At 44.1% G+C, this 15,877-nt stretch carries 16 protein-coding genes, 4 tRNA genes and 1 pseudogene; 13 read left to right on the forward strand and 8 right to left on the reverse strand.

Going from position 1 to position 15,877, the window contains the following annotated elements:
• The first annotated feature begins 1 nt into the window (after position 1).
• The 5 genes from FW758_RS00580 (at position 2) to FW758_RS00600 (ending at position 3,734) form a co-directional block, all read left to right on the forward strand.
• Positions 2-1,288 carry a class I SAM-dependent methyltransferase gene (locus FW758_RS00580; RefSeq protein WP_446444361.1) on the forward strand — a complete coding sequence of 429 codons (1,287 nt, stop codon included), beginning with the start codon at positions 2-4 and terminating at the stop codon, positions 1,286-1,288.
• Positions 1,289-1,369: 81 nt separating this feature from the next.
• The gene (locus FW758_RS00585; protein ID WP_446444362.1) at positions 1,370-1,951 is read left to right on the forward strand and encodes a DUF2878 domain-containing protein; all 582 of its coding nucleotides are present in this window, start codon (positions 1,370-1,372) and stop codon (positions 1,949-1,951) included.
• A gap of 85 nt (positions 1,952-2,036) precedes the next feature.
• Positions 2,037-2,651, forward strand: a complete 615-nt coding sequence (locus FW758_RS00590) for a chalcone isomerase family protein (protein WP_446444363.1) — start codon at positions 2,037-2,039, stop codon at positions 2,649-2,651.
• Entirely contained in the window at positions 2,639-3,184 is a 546-nt protein-coding gene (locus FW758_RS00595; protein WP_446444364.1) for a DUF3833 domain-containing protein, read from the forward strand. The genes FW758_RS00590 and FW758_RS00595 overlap by 13 nt, the downstream gene beginning before the upstream one ends.
• A gap of 319 nt (positions 3,185-3,503) precedes the next feature.
• Entirely contained in the window at positions 3,504-3,734 is a 231-nt protein-coding gene (locus tag FW758_RS00600; RefSeq protein ID WP_446444365.1) for a hypothetical protein, read from the forward strand.
• Positions 3,735-3,829: 95 nt separating this feature from the next.
• Here FW758_RS00600 and FW758_RS00605 read toward each other — a convergent pair whose 3' ends face one another.
• A complete protein-coding gene (locus FW758_RS00605) occupies positions 3,830-4,174 on the reverse strand; it encodes a DUF3634 family protein (RefSeq protein WP_006082536.1) in 345 nt (114 codons plus the stop codon).
• 153 nt (positions 4,175-4,327) lie between these two features.
• Here FW758_RS00605 and FW758_RS00610 point away from each other — a divergent pair, with 153 nt between their 5' ends.
• Entirely contained in the window at positions 4,328-4,513 is a 186-nt protein-coding gene (locus FW758_RS00610; protein WP_006082535.1) for a hypothetical protein, read from the forward strand.
• A 258-nt stretch (positions 4,514-4,771) separates the two neighbouring features.
• Here FW758_RS00610 and FW758_RS00615 read toward each other — a convergent pair.
• The 4 genes from FW758_RS00615 to FW758_RS00630 form a co-directional block, all read right to left on the reverse strand.
• A tRNA-Thr gene (locus FW758_RS00615) sits at positions 4,772-4,847 on the reverse strand.
• A 7-nt stretch (positions 4,848-4,854) separates the two neighbouring features.
• Positions 4,855-4,930, reverse strand: a tRNA-Phe gene (locus tag FW758_RS00620).
• Positions 4,931-5,486: 556 nt separating this feature from the next.
• A tRNA-Thr gene (locus FW758_RS00625) sits at positions 5,487-5,562 on the reverse strand.
• A gap of 21 nt (positions 5,563-5,583) precedes the next feature.
• Positions 5,584-5,659, reverse strand: a tRNA-Phe gene (locus FW758_RS00630).
• A 389-nt stretch (positions 5,660-6,048) separates the two neighbouring features.
• On the opposite strand from FW758_RS00630, the gene FW758_RS00635 reads away from it, so the two are divergent.
• Complete coding sequence (locus FW758_RS00635; RefSeq protein ID WP_006082534.1) at positions 6,049-6,600, forward strand: cytochrome b; 552 nt, start codon at positions 6,049-6,051, stop codon at positions 6,598-6,600.
• Between the two features lie 4 nt (positions 6,601-6,604).
• Positions 6,605-7,180, forward strand: coding sequence for a YceI family protein (locus FW758_RS00640; RefSeq protein WP_006082533.1), 576 nt, complete (start codon positions 6,605-6,607; stop codon positions 7,178-7,180).
• 88 nt (positions 7,181-7,268) lie between these two features.
• Here the strand turns inward: FW758_RS00640 and FW758_RS00645 are convergent, their stop codons facing one another.
• Positions 7,269-7,547 carry an oxidative damage protection protein gene (locus FW758_RS00645; RefSeq protein WP_006082532.1) on the reverse strand — a complete coding sequence of 93 codons (279 nt, stop codon included), beginning with the start codon at positions 7,545-7,547 and terminating at the stop codon, positions 7,269-7,271.
• 2 nt (positions 7,548-7,549) lie between these two features.
• Positions 7,550-8,641, reverse strand: coding sequence for an A/G-specific adenine glycosylase (gene mutY / locus FW758_RS00650; protein WP_006085713.1), 1,092 nt, complete (start codon positions 8,639-8,641; stop codon positions 7,550-7,552).
• Positions 8,642-8,840: 199 nt separating this feature from the next.
• Between mutY and trmB the strand changes: the two genes are divergently transcribed.
• The 5 genes and pseudogenes from trmB to FW758_RS00675 all read left to right on the forward strand — a co-directional run bounded on the left by trmB (position 8,841) and on the right by FW758_RS00675 (position 13,240).
• The gene (trmB, locus tag FW758_RS00655; protein ID WP_063884587.1) at positions 8,841-9,557 is read left to right on the forward strand and encodes a tRNA (guanosine(46)-N7)-methyltransferase TrmB; all 717 of its coding nucleotides are present in this window, start codon (positions 8,841-8,843) and stop codon (positions 9,555-9,557) included.
• Between the two features lie 49 nt (positions 9,558-9,606).
• Positions 9,607-9,933, forward strand: a complete 327-nt coding sequence (locus tag FW758_RS00660; RefSeq protein ID WP_006082529.1) for a YggL family protein — start codon at positions 9,607-9,609, stop codon at positions 9,931-9,933.
• Positions 9,933-10,847, forward strand: coding sequence for a glutaminase B (glsB, locus tag FW758_RS00665; RefSeq protein ID WP_006085711.1), 915 nt, complete (start codon positions 9,933-9,935; stop codon positions 10,845-10,847). Before FW758_RS00660 ends, glsB begins: the two co-directional genes overlap by 1 nt.
• A gap of 182 nt (positions 10,848-11,029) precedes the next feature.
• Positions 11,030-11,849 (forward strand): annotated as a pseudogene (locus FW758_RS00670) (YggN family protein).
• Between the two features lie 449 nt (positions 11,850-12,298).
• A complete protein-coding gene (locus FW758_RS00675) occupies positions 12,299-13,240 on the forward strand; it encodes a LysR family transcriptional regulator (protein WP_006082526.1) in 942 nt (313 codons plus the stop codon).
• Between the two features lie 673 nt (positions 13,241-13,913).
• Here the strand turns inward: FW758_RS00675 and FW758_RS00680 are convergent.
• Positions 13,914-15,764 carry a DUF885 domain-containing protein gene (locus FW758_RS00680; protein ID WP_446444366.1) on the reverse strand — a complete coding sequence of 617 codons (1,851 nt, stop codon included), beginning with the start codon at positions 15,762-15,764 and terminating at the stop codon, positions 13,914-13,916.
• Positions 15,765-15,877: the final 113 nt, after the last annotated feature.

Genomic DNA, 15,877 nt, shown 5'->3' on the forward strand with positions numbered 1-15,877 from the left:
CATGGAAAATACTGCTTCGCAAACCTCAGTCGCCACAGGGAAACTGCCCGACAGTATTGCGCGTAAAGTCTTGCTCAAGGCGCTGGAAAGTCTGCCCCACGGTTGCTTGACCTTAGTTGAAGGTGACAAGAGCTATCGTTTTGGTGAGAGTCATACCGATTTACATGCCACGCTTGTGGTTAAACACCCCAGTTTTTATCGTCAAATAATGCTTTCAGGCTCCATTGGTGCGGGAGAAGGTTATATTCAAGGCCATTGGACAAGCCCAGATCTCACCAAAGTCGTGCAACTGTTTGCCCGCAATTTAGCCTTGCTCGATAGGATTGAAGCCAAATTTTCTTGGTTAACCAGCACGATAAACCGTGTGAAACATGTGCTGAATCGTAACTCGCAGGAGGGCTCGAAGCGTAATATTCTGGCCCATTACGATTTGGGTAATTTCATGTACGAGCAGTTCCTCGACCGTGAAATGTTGTACTCGAGTGCGCTTTATCCCCATGAGGAAGCCAGTTTGCAGGAAGCCCAGCTGTTTAAGCTGATGACTATCTGCGAGCGCCTCGATTTACAGCCAGGTCAAACCTTGCTTGAGATTGGTACTGGCTGGGGCGCACTGGCTATTTATGCGGCCAAGCACTATGGCGTGCACGTAACAACGACGACGATTTCAGATGCGCAATACGCCTATGCCAAAGCGCGCGTTGAAAGCGAAGGCCTGAGCGATAAAGTGACTCTGCTGACCGAGGATTATCGCAATCTGGCGGGGGAATATGACAGGGTTGTTTCTATTGAAATGATTGAAGCGGTAGGGCATGAATATTTACCGGGTTTCTTTAAAAAGCTGGAATCACTATTAAAGCCCCATGGGCGTATGCTGCTTCAGGCGATAACGATTGCCGATCAACGTTACGACAGTTATCGCAAAAGTGTGGATTTTATTCAGCGCTATATTTTCCCCGGTGGCTGTTTACCTTCTGTCAGTCAAATGGTCGGTCACATTGCCAAACAAACGGATATGGTGGTCTGGTCGCTCAATGATATGGGGCTCGATTACGCTAAAACGCTGAGGCATTGGCATGAGAATTTCGATCATGCTGTGGGTGAAATCCAAACCTTAGGTTATGGCGAAGACTTTATCCGCATGTGGAAATTTTACCTAAGTTATTGCGAAGGTGGATTTTTAGAACGCACCACAAGCACAGTGCATTTAGTTGCCGTACGTCCGGACTATCGCGTTCTAGGCAATAGTCAGCCTAGCCAGGCTGTTCCTGCGGCAATCCGGTTAGATTAGCCGTTGAGAGTAGTTCGTTTAGGTGCATCCGTTTAAATGAAATTGTCGCTGTAGTTGTAGCAAGATAAAAGTGAGGCAAAGATGAAGTTAATGTTAGCTAACTCTCGGCATCTGCCTAAACATCAGGGTTTTATACTCTATAACGCCCTGAGTTTTCAGGCTGTGTGGTGGTCGAGTGTGCTTTGGCTTAACTTGTCACTGCTGCTAACTATACCTTTATTATTGCTTCACTTTATCCTGTTGTCCTCGTCGGGTAAGGGCCAGTATCGTCAAGTGGATTTACGATTAATGCTCAAGGTTGCCGCCCTAGGGATTGGCATTGACGCTGTGCTGTCGGTTTTAGGCCTGTTCGAGTTTGCTGTCTTCCCTTGGTGGCTTGGCTGTTTATGGCTGCACTTTGGCTTGAGTTTGAATCATAGCTTAGCGTTTATGCGACCCTTACCGCTGATATTTCAGGCGTTACTCGGAGGAATATTTGGCACGTTAAGCTATGTCGCGGGCGCGCAGTTTAATGCGGTGACTTTGCCCTACGGCAATGTCATTTCTGCTGTGGTGTTATTTTTTGTTTGGCTAGTCTTGCTGCCATTTTTAATCCAACTTGCTAATCCCTATGGATTTAATCGAAGCACTAAGGCTCGCTCTTTTACTGTGTTTGGACGTTAATTATTGAAATCTAGGAATTGAGTCCGGTTAAGTCATTTTTTAGTCAATAGGTGTTGTAAGACATCATGCAGTCAAAGGGGATCCTATGTCGTCAGTTCGTAATCGCAGCTCAAATCTTGGTTTTTCATTTTTGAATTCAAGCTGCTTAAGTTTATTGGCGCTCAGTTTATTGACCGCACCTCTAAAAGCATTAGAGGCGAAAACGCCAGATTTTGAAAACATTACTATCGAGCTGAATGATGCCGCCGATGTGACGCAGACTTTTCAGGAAGTAGGGCGCGGAGAAATGGATTGGCTGTGGTTTAGTTTGTATAAGGCGAGACTGATGACGGTAAATGGCCGTTATCAACAGGGGCAATATCCTCTACTACTAGATATTGAATATTATCGAGATATAGAGTCTGAAGATCTGTTAGAAGCGACCAAGGATCAATGGCAGCATCTAGCGTTTGCCGAAAATGATATCCAGCGTTGGTTGAGTTTATTAACCGCCACTTGGCCCGATGTGAAGCAGGGCGACCATTTAAGTTTTAAGGTTATGGATGGGCAAACGAGCCTGTTTTTCTTTAATCATCAACCACTCGATATTATCCAAGATGCTAATTTTGCTGAGGCATTTTTAGCGATTTGGTTATCGAAAGACACTAGCCGTCCGAGTTTGCGGACGCAATTACTCGGAGAAAAACCATGCGATTGTTAACACGACTTATCGGTCAAAAATTATTGTTAGGCCTAATAATGATAGGGCTGCTATCGAGTTGCTCATCGGTGGAAGTGACGGATTATAAAAATACTCATCCTACACTGGTGTTGGAATCATTCTTTAATGGGCCATTAAAAGCGTCTGGAATAGTGCATGATTTTAGTGGCAAAGTGATCCGTAAATTCAATGTCACTATGGAAGCCAGTTGGCAGGGAAACGAGGGCGTCATTAATGAATGGTTTGTTTATGATGATGGCGAAACTCAAACTCGTGTGTGGCGCATTAAAGCGCTAGGGGAAGGGCGATACTCGGGAACTGCAGGTGACATTATCGGCACCGCCGATGGTCAATCCAGCGGTAGTGCGCTACGTTGGAAATACGATATGTTATTACCCGTGGATGGCGATGAATACCAAGTTCATTTCGACGATTGGATGTTCTTAGTGAATGACAATACCATTATAAATCAGAGCGATATTATTAAGTTTGGCATCACAGTCGCTCAGGTGACTTTAGTGATCCAAAAATAACATGAGCCAATTTTTGCTTAGCTAAGCTTAATTACATTTATCTCAGCTTGTCTTGGATTCACTAGGTCTATTAAGGCTTACATGTTCATTAAGGCTTACATGTTCATTAAGGCCTAAATTTTGATTGAGACTTAACTTGAGTTAAACAGTATAGCTTGGCTAATAATTACCTTTTGTCTGCACTAAAGTATTCAGCTCAAACCAAAGTGGCAGCTAGGCATTTTTTGCTAGCGGCATAAAGTGATAAATACAAGAGTCATGTTGGTGTAACTCATTGTTTATTATTTTAATTATTCCGAGTTTAAGTTGGTATAGATAAATGATTAAAAAACACTTAGTTCTATGGGGTGCCTTGTTGAGTTTATCGTTAACTGCTTGTTCATCCTTTGATGTTATGTTTGAGGAACAAGCTGAGACTAAAGCCGATGCTCATCAACCTGTCAGCGATCCTATGGTGCAAGATAATGAACGTCGTATTCGAGATGCGAGGGAAGATGGTCGTTTAGAATCCGATTTTTTAAAACCTAGGTATCCGGTTAAGTTTAAATAAGCAAAGTGAGTTAGGGACTCGCTGCAACCTCAATACTTAACCTTCAACAAGCATTGAGGTTTAAGTATTGAGGTTGCTAGGGGAAAGGCGAAGAACTAGCCTGCTTGACGACTGTTATCTATCGATTTTTTGTCATAATATTCAAACGGAAACAGATTACGGATCCTTTGCTTCACATTGTCACTCACGTTGGCAGAAATATGTAAGCGTACATCTCCAGATTTTTCAGCCCTAACAGTACACGTCAGTTTTTCAGCTTTAGCAATGTGGCGGCATTCCCGCTCGAATCGTTCGGGGATCTTGCCCTTATGCTGAGTCATGCGACCATCTTTAAAATGCATTTCAAAAATAGTCAGACCTTTCTTGCCACCAAATATCAGTTTGTAAACGAGAAATATACCAATAGCGACAAAAATGAGTTTGAAAATATCGGCTGTCATAACGCCTCCTATCTTATGTTTATAGGTCAAAGATACTCCTGAGTGACTTGTTTTAACAGTGCGCTAACACGCAATTTTGAATTGGCAATAAAATCATTCCCGCCTAGACTTAACTGGCTAAGGAAAAGTAACCCCTCAGTTAAGGAAAACGCCATGTACTTATCAAATGCAGATCGTTGGTCATTATTGTGTAAGAAGCAAATCGATGTTATCGAAAAACTTTCTGCGCAATTCCCCGAGAGAAAAGCACATCTTAGTGAGCTCACTCAAGGGTGGCGCCATGTTCAACATCAAGTTCAAGCCGGTGATAGGCCTATGCCACTCGAGCTAATCAAATAAGCGCGAGCTGCTTGATCTGATAGTTTGTATAAGAGCCCAAAGTCACTCAATGAGTGGCTTTTTTATGATGTGAGTATTGATGCGCTGTTTATGCAATTTATCGAGTATTTGGGTAGGGTGGGGTTCGCTAGTAAGTTCTTTTCAGGATAAGCAACACATAAACTGCTGGTGTTGATGTGAGTCAGTTGCACTTTGCTTTAAACTAACTCAAATTTCAGATACAAAAAAACCACTCATTGAGTGGCTTCGTTGTTTGTATGGTGCCGGCACCAAGAGTCGAACTCGGGACCTACTGATTACAAGTCAGTTGCTCTACCAACTGAGCTATACCGGCTAAATTGTGGTGCCCGAACCCGGAATCGAACCAGGGACACGAGGATTTTCAATCCTCTGCTCTACCGACTGAGCTATTCGGGCAACTAACTGAGCGTTAGTTAACTACTTCAAACTAAGTCGTAAAGACCTTGTTTGTTCGAAGTGCGCGTATAATATAGTGCTCGCTTTGGCTGTGCAAGCCCTTTTTAAATGACTGATTAACTATTAAACAAAAATCGAACATTTATTTGATTCTTCCACTTTACTCATATTGAGTCGCTGAAAGTTTCAGCATTTTAGTGACGATAGCCTTGCCTTTAGACTGATAAGGTAACTTCAGTGCTCGTTTAATCTGTGTTTTAAGAAAGAAAATTAACACTTAAGGCATTCAATGTATGCGAAGGGGAGGGGAATATCGTCTGATGGCGAAGTTTAGTGAGTGTTAAGGTACTTTTATCGACAGCGGATTTTGGTAGCTATGTTTGTCTGTAACTATGATTTTGAACTGGCATGAATTGAACGACCAAAAGTCTATCTCAAAACCTACCGGTATTATCGAGAGTAAGTCAGTTGCGGTGACCAAAGGCTTTGCTGTTGCTCAAATTATTTAAATTTCAAATACAAAAAAGCCACTCATTGAGTGGCTTCGTTGTTTATATGGTGCCGGCACCAAGAGTCGAACTCGGGACCTACTGATTACAAGTCAGTTGCTCTACCAACTGAGCTATGCCGGCTAAACTTTTACTGCAAAATAATGGTGCCCGAACCCGGAATCGAACCAGGGACACGAGGATTTTCAATCCTCTGCTCTACCGACTGAGCTATTCGGGCAACTAAACTAAGCGTTAGTTTACTACTTTGAACTTGCTGGCTTAGCCGTCTCGTTCGAAGTGCGGCTATAGTAGCTAGTGAGTTTCACCTCTGCAAGTGCTTTTTCCTAATTAACAACTCGTTCGGCGGTTTAATGTGCATCTTGGCTGTTTTTTATCTCTTATTCTGTGAATTCAGGTCAATTTCATTCGTTGACTGTATTTTTCAAGTCAGGGGGATGCTGATGTTTACTATAGATTTGTGCTCATAAATCCTAATTTTCGGCTTACTTTCTAAAATTTAGAAAGATATGAGCGATTTTTACTGATTTTAGTTTTTAAAATTAGACTTATGATAATGAATATTATTTCATGGATGGCATGAAGAAAACGCGAATACGGAGTCGCAGTATGTTTCGAAATAGTAAGTTGGCTTATGGGATAACCGCAATTGTGACTCATTGGCTGAGTGCGATCGTCGTCATTGGGTTGTTTGCGGTAGGTGTGTGGATGGTGGAGTTAACCTACTACAGCGCGTGGTACAAGACAGCGCCACATCTACATAAGAGCGTCGGGATTTTACTCTTGGCAGTGACGTTATTCCGCCTGTTGTGGCGCTTAGTGAATCCTAAGCCCGTACCAGAGGCGAATCATAAGCCTTGGGAGAGGCTGGCTGCTCATATTGCGCATTTAGCTATTTATGTATTGCTGCTGGTGATCATGTGTGCCGGCATTCTTATTTCAACGGCAGAAGGCCGTGGAATTATGGTGTTTGACTGGTTTGAACTACCAGGATTTGGACCTTTTTTTGAAAACCAAGCTGATATAGCAGGCGATATCCACCAATACGCAGCTTATAGCTTAATCGCACTAGTGGTAATCCACGCTGCAGGTGCGTTAAAGCATCACTTTATCGATAAAGACGCAACTTTACTCAAAATGATTAAATTTAATCGAGGATAATACAATGAAAAAGCAACTGTTAAGCGCACTGATTGGTGCATCTCTATTGGCTCCGATGGCGGCTTCAGCGGCGGACTATGTCATTGACCGTGAAGGAGCACATGCCTCTATTACTTTCAAAGTGAGTCACTTAGGTTATAGCTATGTCGTTGGTCGCTTTAATGATTTTAGCGGCGACTTTAGCTATGACGCGGCTAAACCCACTGCGGCTAAAGTGAATGTGACTGTAAATACGCTCAGTGTAGATTCAAACCACGCCGAGCGTGATAAGCATATTCGTAGCGCCGATTTCCTTAACACGAGTAAGTTTGCGCAAGCGACGTTTACCTCAACCACAGTTGAAGATAAAGGTAATGGCGACTTAGTGATTAACGGCAACTTAACCTTAAATGGTGTCACTAAGCCATTAGCGATCAATGCCCATGCAGTGGGCGAAGGTCAAGATCCTTGGGGTGGCTACCGTGCAGGTTTTACGGGCACAACCACGTTTGCGATGAAAGATTTCGGTATCAAAATGGATTTAGGCCCAGCATCAAGCCATGTTGAGTTAGATCTTGTGGTTGAAGGCGTGCGTAAGTAACGCTCAGTTATTCTTCACGAGATGAATAAACAAAAAAGCGCCGAAAGGCGCTTTTTTGTAAGCTTTATCGTTAAGTGAACGACAAAAATTAATCTTGGTCTTTTTCAGGCACAAAACCTTCAATTTCTACTTCTTTACCTTCAAAGAGGAAAGAGGTCATTTGTTCTTCAAGAAACTTACGATCATCAACATTCATCATGTTGAGTTTCTTTTCGTTAATCAGCATGGTTTGCTTTTTTTGCCATAGGCCCCAAGCTTCTTTGCTGATGTTATCAAAAATGCGCTTACCTAAATCACCTGGATACAGTTGAAAGTCTAGGCCGTCGGCTTCTTTATTTAAATATACGCAATTGACTGTACGCGCCATGATTATTCCTTACTGACTGCGGATTGAACGAGTGATCCCAAATTGGCTAGCACGCGCTCGGTGGCGGCGGCGAGTCCCACTTTGGAAGGATGACTTATGTTATACCAGAGAGACTGGTTTTGTTCCATGACAGCGCCCACGCTCTCTTTATTGCCGTGGGTGTTATCTAAATTAAGCATCATGGGCTGAATATCTAAATGGAAGTGGCTAAACGTGTGCCTAAAGCCAGTTAGCCATTCGAGTGGCTGCGCAGCAAACCCTTGCTCTTCGAGGTGGGTTTCAAGTGCGGCTTGGGTGGCAAACTCAGGGAAACACCAAAGTCCGCCCCAAATTCCCGCTGGCGGACGTTTAGCTAAAAACACTTGGTTGTCTTGCATTAGCACTAACATCCACGCCGCTTTGGTCGGTATGGTTTTTTTAGGCTTCTTGCCGGGGAAATCGGTTTGTCTGCCAATCAGCTGAGCTTTGCAATCAATCGCCACAGGGCAAGCGGCGCAGTTAGGTTTGCTACGAGTACAAATACTGGCGCCGATATCCATCATGGCTTGATTATATTTCTGAATATCTTGCTGCGGCGTATACGTGTCAGTTAGCTGCCAAAGCTGCGCTTCGACCGTTTTTTGCCCCGGCCAACCAGCTATAGCGCCGTGTCTTGCTAACACGCGTTTGACGTTACCGTCGAGGATCGGGTGATGCTGCCCAAGTGACAGTGACAATACCGCGCCTGCTGTCGAGCGACCAATGCCAGGCAGCGCAAGTACTTGCTCAAAATCCGTTGGAAATAATCCCTGATAATCGTCGCGGATCATCTTGGCTGCTTTATGCAGATTACGCGCCCTAGCGTAATACCCAAGGCCAGTCCAATGATGCAACACCTCATCATCTGGCGCGTTAGCAAGTGCTAACACATCGGGGAAACGCGCCATAAATTTAAGGTAATAGGGAATTACAGTCGCAACCTGAGTTTGTTGTAGCATGATTTCAGAAACCCATACGCTATATGGGGTTTTATCTTGCTGCCAAGGGAGGGTTTTACGACCGTGATTGTCGTACCAAGAGACGATACGTGTAGCGAAGGAGGCTGTAGATTTCATCGGCGCAGTGTAGCGGCAGTTATCTTCTTAGACAAGCTCAAAGACAAGTGGATAAGGGCTAAAAAGCCGAAAATCACTGCTAAATTCGCACTCTCAAATAATCTTGGTATACTTTCGCCCCATTAGTGCTTGCACTGTATGTTGAACTTTGGATAATGCCCTTCTTTTATGATGGTGCTGTCCACTAGACGAGGCAAAAATGAGCGAAGTCACTACCGCTGAATTTAATGAAGAAGGCAAGTATCTGCGTAAGATCAGAAGCTTTGTCCTAAGAGAAGGTCGCTTAACTAAAGGCCAAGCACAAGCTATTGAAAGCCAGTGGCCAACAATGGGCTTAGATTACAGCCCAACGCCATTGGTACTGAGCGACGTTTTTGGCCGTGAAGCCGATACTGTGCTGGAAATTGGCTTTGGCATGGGCGCCTCTTTAGTGCAAATGGCTAAAGACGCACCAGCGCAAAATTTTATTGGTATTGAAGTGCATAAACCGGGTGTCGGTTCTTGCTTAAGCGATGCCGCCATCGCGGGTGTGACTAATTTACGTGTGTATCATCATGATGCCATGGAAGTATTAGAACATGCGATTGCCGACGGTTCATTGGCCCGAGTGCAATTGTTTTTCCCCGATCCTTGGCATAAGAAACGTCATCATAAGCGTCGTATCGTACAAGCTGAATTTGCTGAACTGATCCGCCGCAAGCTAAAAATTGGCGGCGTGTTCCATATGGCAACCGATTGGGAAGAATACAGCGAGCACATGTTGGAAGTGATGCAAGCGGCTCCTGGTTATCAAAACCAGTCGAGTGATGGCACTGTGGTACCACGTCCTGATCATCGCCCACTGACAAAGTTTGAAGCCCGCGGCCATAGATTGGGTCACGGTGTATGGGATCTGATGTTTGAGCGTATCGCTTAATCTAGATATTTCAATTAATTAGTTTTTTAACACAACGGGGAAAGTCACTATGGCAACTAATCGTAGCCGTCGTTTACGTAAGAAAATGCGCGTTGATGAATTCCAAGAGTTAGGTTTTGATATGGCTTGGACTTTTGATGCATCAGTATCAGAAGCCGATATCGATGCAACAGTGGATAAATTCATCGATGAAGTGATCGAAACCCGTAAGTTAGGTTTCCATGGCGGCGGTCACATCGAATGGGAAGGCATTATCGCAACCCAAACGATCGGCAAATGTACCGAAGAAGATATTGCTGCAGTTAAGGCATTCTGGGCGAACCAAAAAGTTTCTCAGGTTGAAGTTAGCGAACTGTACGACATTTGGTGGGGTTAATGCCCGAGTTGGCATTACTTGAGGAAGTGGTCGAGAAAGTTCGACCCTTGCTCGGCCAAGGAAAGGTTGCAGATTACATCCCCGCACTGGCCAGCGTTGATGCTGGCAAATTAGGCATTGCCGTCACAACCGTTGATGGTGAAACCTTAGGTGCGGGCGATTACCTTGAGCCGTTTTCGATTCAAAGTATCTCCAAAGTTTTCAGCTTAACCTTAGCGTTAACTTTATATGAAGAAGCCGAAATTTGGAGCCGAGTTGGCAAAGAACCTTCGGGCCATTCATTCAACTCTTTAGTACAAGTCGAGTTAGAACGTGGCAAGCCGCGCAACCCATTTATCAATGCTGGTGCGTTAGTGATTGCTGACTTATTGCAGAGTCGCTTAGGTGCGCCTAAACACAGAATGCTCGAGTTAGTTAGGCAACTAAGCCAAAACGATAAGGTTAGTTTCGACAAACAAGTGGCCGACTCAGAATATCAGCACAGTGCGCGCAATGCGGCGATTGCTTATTTGATGAAGTCCTTTGGTAATTTTCAAGGCGATGTCGATACTGTGCTGCGCACGTATTTTCATTACTGCGCCTTAAAGATGAATTGTGCTGACTTGTCTAAGGCCATGTTGTACTTGGCTAATCGCGGCAAAAGCATAACGGGGACTGAGCTTATCTCTCAGGTGCAAACTCGGCAGCTTAATGCCCTGTTGGCGACCTCGGGCCTATACGATGGTGCGGGTGAGTTTGCCTATCGTGTTGGTATGCCAGGTAAAAGTGGCGTCGGTGGTGGCATCATTGCCGTTATTCCTGGGGAACTGTCGATTTGTGTTTGGTCGCCAGAACTCGATGGCAATGGTAATTCGCTTGCTGGCACTGCCATGCTTGAGCACTTAAGTCAGCGTCTTGGCCGATCTATTTTCTAGCTTTACCTCTCGTTTTTATTAGCACTATCAGACTAAAAGTTAGCGAATTTCGCTAATGACCTTTTAGTGCTAACTTTCCTAAATCCAACATAATCATATTGTTATAAAGTTGGCACGTCTCCTGCTATAAGCTATTCAGTAGTTTAGGTTTATCGAATTATTCAGATTAAAGGACGAACAACATGAAATTAAATAAGCTATTAACTGGATTTGCTTTATCCGGCGTGATTCTAGGGACATCTGGCCTACAGTTGGCGCAAGCGCAAACTGAACCTAAAGTCGATGACCGCTGTGAGGTCTCTTTAAATTATGACGTTATGGTTGAGCCTAAAAAATTAGTCATGAGCGAGAAGGGCACAGAAAAGTATCGCATCGAAGTCGATAAGTTATTTGTTGAGGGCAAACAAGTAAACTTAACCGATAAACAAAGAAAGTTAGTGACTCAATACGCCGATGAAGTGTCGACGCAAGTGCCTGAAGTGATTGAAGTCGTGAACGAGGCCGTCGCATTAGCGTCCCAAGCGGTAAGCATGGCGTTAACCCCTTTAATGGGCGATGCGGCCGGTGCTAATCGATGAAATGATGGCAGGTGTCCAAAAGCGTGTTGATTCAGTTGCCTACAGACATGGCGATAGCTTCTATCTAGGCGCGACGGAAGACTCGATTCAGAACACCTTTAACGACGAATTCGAGCAGGAAATGGAGCAAATTGTTCAGAACTCAGTGGGCACCATTATGATGACCATAGGTGGCCAAATCATGTCGGGTGACGGTGATAGTTTTGAAGCCAAGATGGATGCCTTTTCCAAAAAAATGGACAACTTAGGACAAGATATTGAGCAACAAATTGAGAGTCAATCTAAGGGACTGGAAGCTAAAGCTGACCGTTTGTGCGACCGATTTGAAAATCTGTTAGTGCTTGAAAATCAATTACGCCAAGAGGTACCAGAACTCGCGCCTTATGCGTTGACACAAAACTCAACCAAGGAGCTGCGTGAATAGTTCTTGTAAATCGTCCTTACTAATAGTTTTTGTGAATAGCCCTGAGTTTTAACTGCAATAACTTCTATCTCCTTGTGCATGAGTCAAATTTGAATGCTACGCCCCTAGTCAATTTATCGCCTAGGGGCTTTTTTATTGGCTAATTCTTAGTGGCGAAAGCTATGAGGATAAAGTCGATGTGGCTTGTAGGCTTGGCTTGCAGCGATTTAGTTCGGAATGTTACAGTCTAGAGACGAATATTTGGTATACTCTTAAAATATAATTAAAAGCTGGCATATCAGTCAGATATAACACCCTACTTTAGTGGACTTTTTCGGTCTAAATCTCTGCGTTATGTCACTTAAATGCGAGATATCAATGCTATGGTTATTTTTAAGCGATGATTACGCTAACCACTGCTACTCACCGAAAGTTAATATCATTGTCGTAAACAGCTTAAGGCGACTTCCATGTTAGAACTGTTAGAACCTATTGCGATTTTTACTCATGTGGCCAGAGCTGGTAGTTTTAGTGCCGCCGCAAGAAGGCTTGGGATCTCTAAGTCTAAGGTCAGTACACAAGTCGCCGATCTTGAACATAGACTTGGTGTTCAATTAATCCAACGTACCACCCGTAGCTTAAGCCTGACTGAAGCAGGGCATTTGCTGTATCTGCAAGGTGAAGAACTGCTGCGTGACGCTGAACAAGCGATAGCCAGCGTGCATAACTTAAATGATGCGACCCGCGGTGTGCTCAAGGTGGGGATTTCCCAATCCTTTGGGGTGATGCATATCATTCCTGCGCTGCCATCCTTTATGGCAAAACATCCTGAGCTTGAGCTACAAGTGAGCTTACTGGACCATAAAGTAGATGTAGTGAGTGAAGGCTTAGATTTATTGTTAACTATGTCGGAGCAATTACCGCTTGGCATGGTTGCTAGACCTCTGATGAAGTGCCAATTCCTGTTAGTTGCTTCTCCAGGCTACATTGCTCAACATGGCGAACCAACTCGACCTGAGCAGTTAGTTGACCACAATTGTTTGGTCTATCAAGGCGAGTGGCATGAGCACAGCATGTGGCAATTTAAGAAGGGCGATGATTACTGTGAAATTGGCGTATCGGGCAATTTCAGGGTGGATAACGCCCCAGCATTAAAATCCGCCGCAATCAGTGGTCTTGGGGTTGTGTATCTTGCAAGTTATCTGATGGAAGATGAAATTGCCAAAGGGACATTAGTGCCTTTACTGAAGGATTGGCAATTGACCCACCATCTGCCATTGCAGGCGGTTTATCCCCGTCGTAAGCACTTAGCACCTAAGGTCAGTTCTTTTATCGAGTTCATCAAAGATCACATAGGAACGCCGCCGTATTGGGATGCGCCCTATGTCGAATTATTCAGTAAACGTCAGTAAAATAGGAAACATTGTTCTCAAAACCAGTTTTATGTGATTTCAAATTAACCAAGTACTTTTATGGCTATTTAAAATCAATACTTTAGATTGAGTTGATGAGTACATTTGCTGATGATTTTTTAGGGTGTTCTAAAGCACTTTTTTATAACATCCTTGAACTCTGTTCTTAATTGAATACAATGGTAACAGTTGATTCGGAATGACCTGAGTCCTATACGTTTATTGGAAATGACCCCTTTCAATTTTTGTGTACAGGTCGGCATTAATGCAGTTTTGGATCACAGCCAACAGAAGTTTGAGAACTAAAACAATGTTGGCTCTTTAAACCATCATCCTAGTTTTTGGTTTACCTCAGCCTTATCGCTGAGGTAATTTTTTATTGATGGTTTGTGCAGCCTTAGGCAAGCGTTTTGTCTCCCTGTACCCTAAAGTCGCAACTGTGTGTTAAGTGATGTGAAGGCGAGTGCTAAAGCATAAATTAATACAACAAATATAGTGACCCACAGTGAGAAGGGTTCTGTTATCTAACGGGATAATGGTACCAATAAAAAAGCCACTTTCGAGTGGCTTTTTTATTGGGCGTAGCTTAAGACTTTCATCGATGTCGCTTTAGTCGTGAAGCAGGTTAACAATGCTTCACGGCTAGGCATTAAGGCATTAAAACATCAGGGTATTAGGCCTTCTTCTTACTGGCTATCCAGAGATCGACTTGTTGTTCTAACACATCCAGTGGCAATGCGCCGTTAGCAAGTACTAGCGTATGGAAGTCGCGGATATCAAATTGACTGCCAAGCTGTTGCTCTGCTTTATGTCTGAGTTCCAGCAGCTTAATCATGCCCACTTTATAGGCTGTCGCTTGCGATGGCATAACGATATGGCGTTCAACCATTTTCACCGCATCTGATTTAGCATTGGGCGTATTATCCACGTAATAGGCAATGACTTGCTCGCGGGTCCACTTTTTAGCGTGGATACCTGTATCAACGACTAAGCGACATGCACGCCATAGCTCCATTGCTAGACGACCAAAGTCAGAATAGGGATCGGCGTAGAGTCCCATTTCTTTCGGGAAAGATTCGCTATATAAACCCCAACCCTCGATATACGCGGTATAGCCACCAAACTTGCGGAACTTAGGAATATTTTGCAGCTCTTGGGAAATGGCTATCTGCATATGATGACCCGGAATACCTTCGTGGTAGGCCAGTGCCTCCATTTGGTATTTAGGCATGGCTTTCATGTCATATAGGTTGGCATAGTAGCTACCGGGACGCGAACCATCGGGGGCTGGTTGCTCATAGAAGGCTTTACCCGCAGATTTTTCTCTAAAGGCTTCAACCTGTTTCACTATCATGGCAGCCTTAGGTTTTACTTTGAACACTTCATCTAAGCGCGATTTCATATTGTCGATGAGCTTAGTCGCCTCAGCTAAATAGTCGGCTTTGCCTTCGGCGGTATTGGGGTAGTAGAACTGGGGATCGTCACGCATGAAGCTAAAGAATTGCTGTAAATCGCCTTTAAAATTGACCTTCTTCATAATGGCGCGCATTTCATTATGAATACGTTCCACCTCAGAAAGGCCTAAGTCATGGATTTGATCGGCGGTCATATTTGTGGTGGTAGTGCGGGCCAAAGCATTATTGTAAAAGGCCGCGCCATTAGGGAGTTTCCACGCACCATCGCGGCCGTCAGCTCTGGTTGCTAAGGTTTTGATGTAACTGATGAGCTTGTTATAGGCGGGCTCGACTTGAGTTACTAGTGCATGCTCAGCCTGTTGAATCAGTGCTTGCTTTTCCGTTTCTTGAATCGCTAATGCGTTCACTTTACGGCGAAAATCTGCGAGTAGCGCGCTGTCGTCGCCTCTATCAAAAGGCGCACCTTTGATGATGTTTTGGCTGTCTGAAATCACATAAGCGAATACAAACTTAGGCGCGATAATGCCTTTGTCAGCGCGAACTTCTAACACTGTCTGTAATTGACTTAAACGTTTGGGCACGCCATTTAAGCGGCTGATATAGGCCTTGGCATCGCTGACATCTGTGATTTGATGTTGGTTAATTAAGAAGGAGGCGATCATAGAGTGGCCGCCATACATCTGATTCACAGGGTAATTATGGTAGCGCCATTGGTCATCTTCGATGTCATTTTGCAGATTTTGTTTGAGTAAGGTGAGGCTGAGGTTTGTTTGTGGATCGAGCTTGGCCGCATCAATCAGATTGACCTGCGCCAGTTGTTTTTTCGTGCGTGCTAGGGCTTTATCATCGGCGGCATCACCCAGTTCATCCCATTTATCATAGTCTTGCTTGATCCCCATATAGGTTTGCGAAATGGGGCTCGCCATGATGTTTTCCATGAAGATGGTTTCGAACAACGCATTGGCTTTGTCTGACTCGGTTTGCACCACTGCATTCACAGGTTCGCTCGCACTGTGTAAGGCAGGCGAAGTTGATGCTGCATACGCGGGAATGGTCAGTAGAGCTGAAAGGGTCAGTGCGACTAAGCTGATTTTAGTTTTTATTGGCATGATCAGGCTTCCTGGATTGAGTTGCATCAATTCTAAAGAAGCTGGACAAGAATGTATGGATATTAATGTTAGAAAATGTGTTAGCAGTAATTGTATTAAACTGCACTAATGAC

It is taken from the genome of Shewanella sp. 1180_01, from assembly GCF_052850535.1.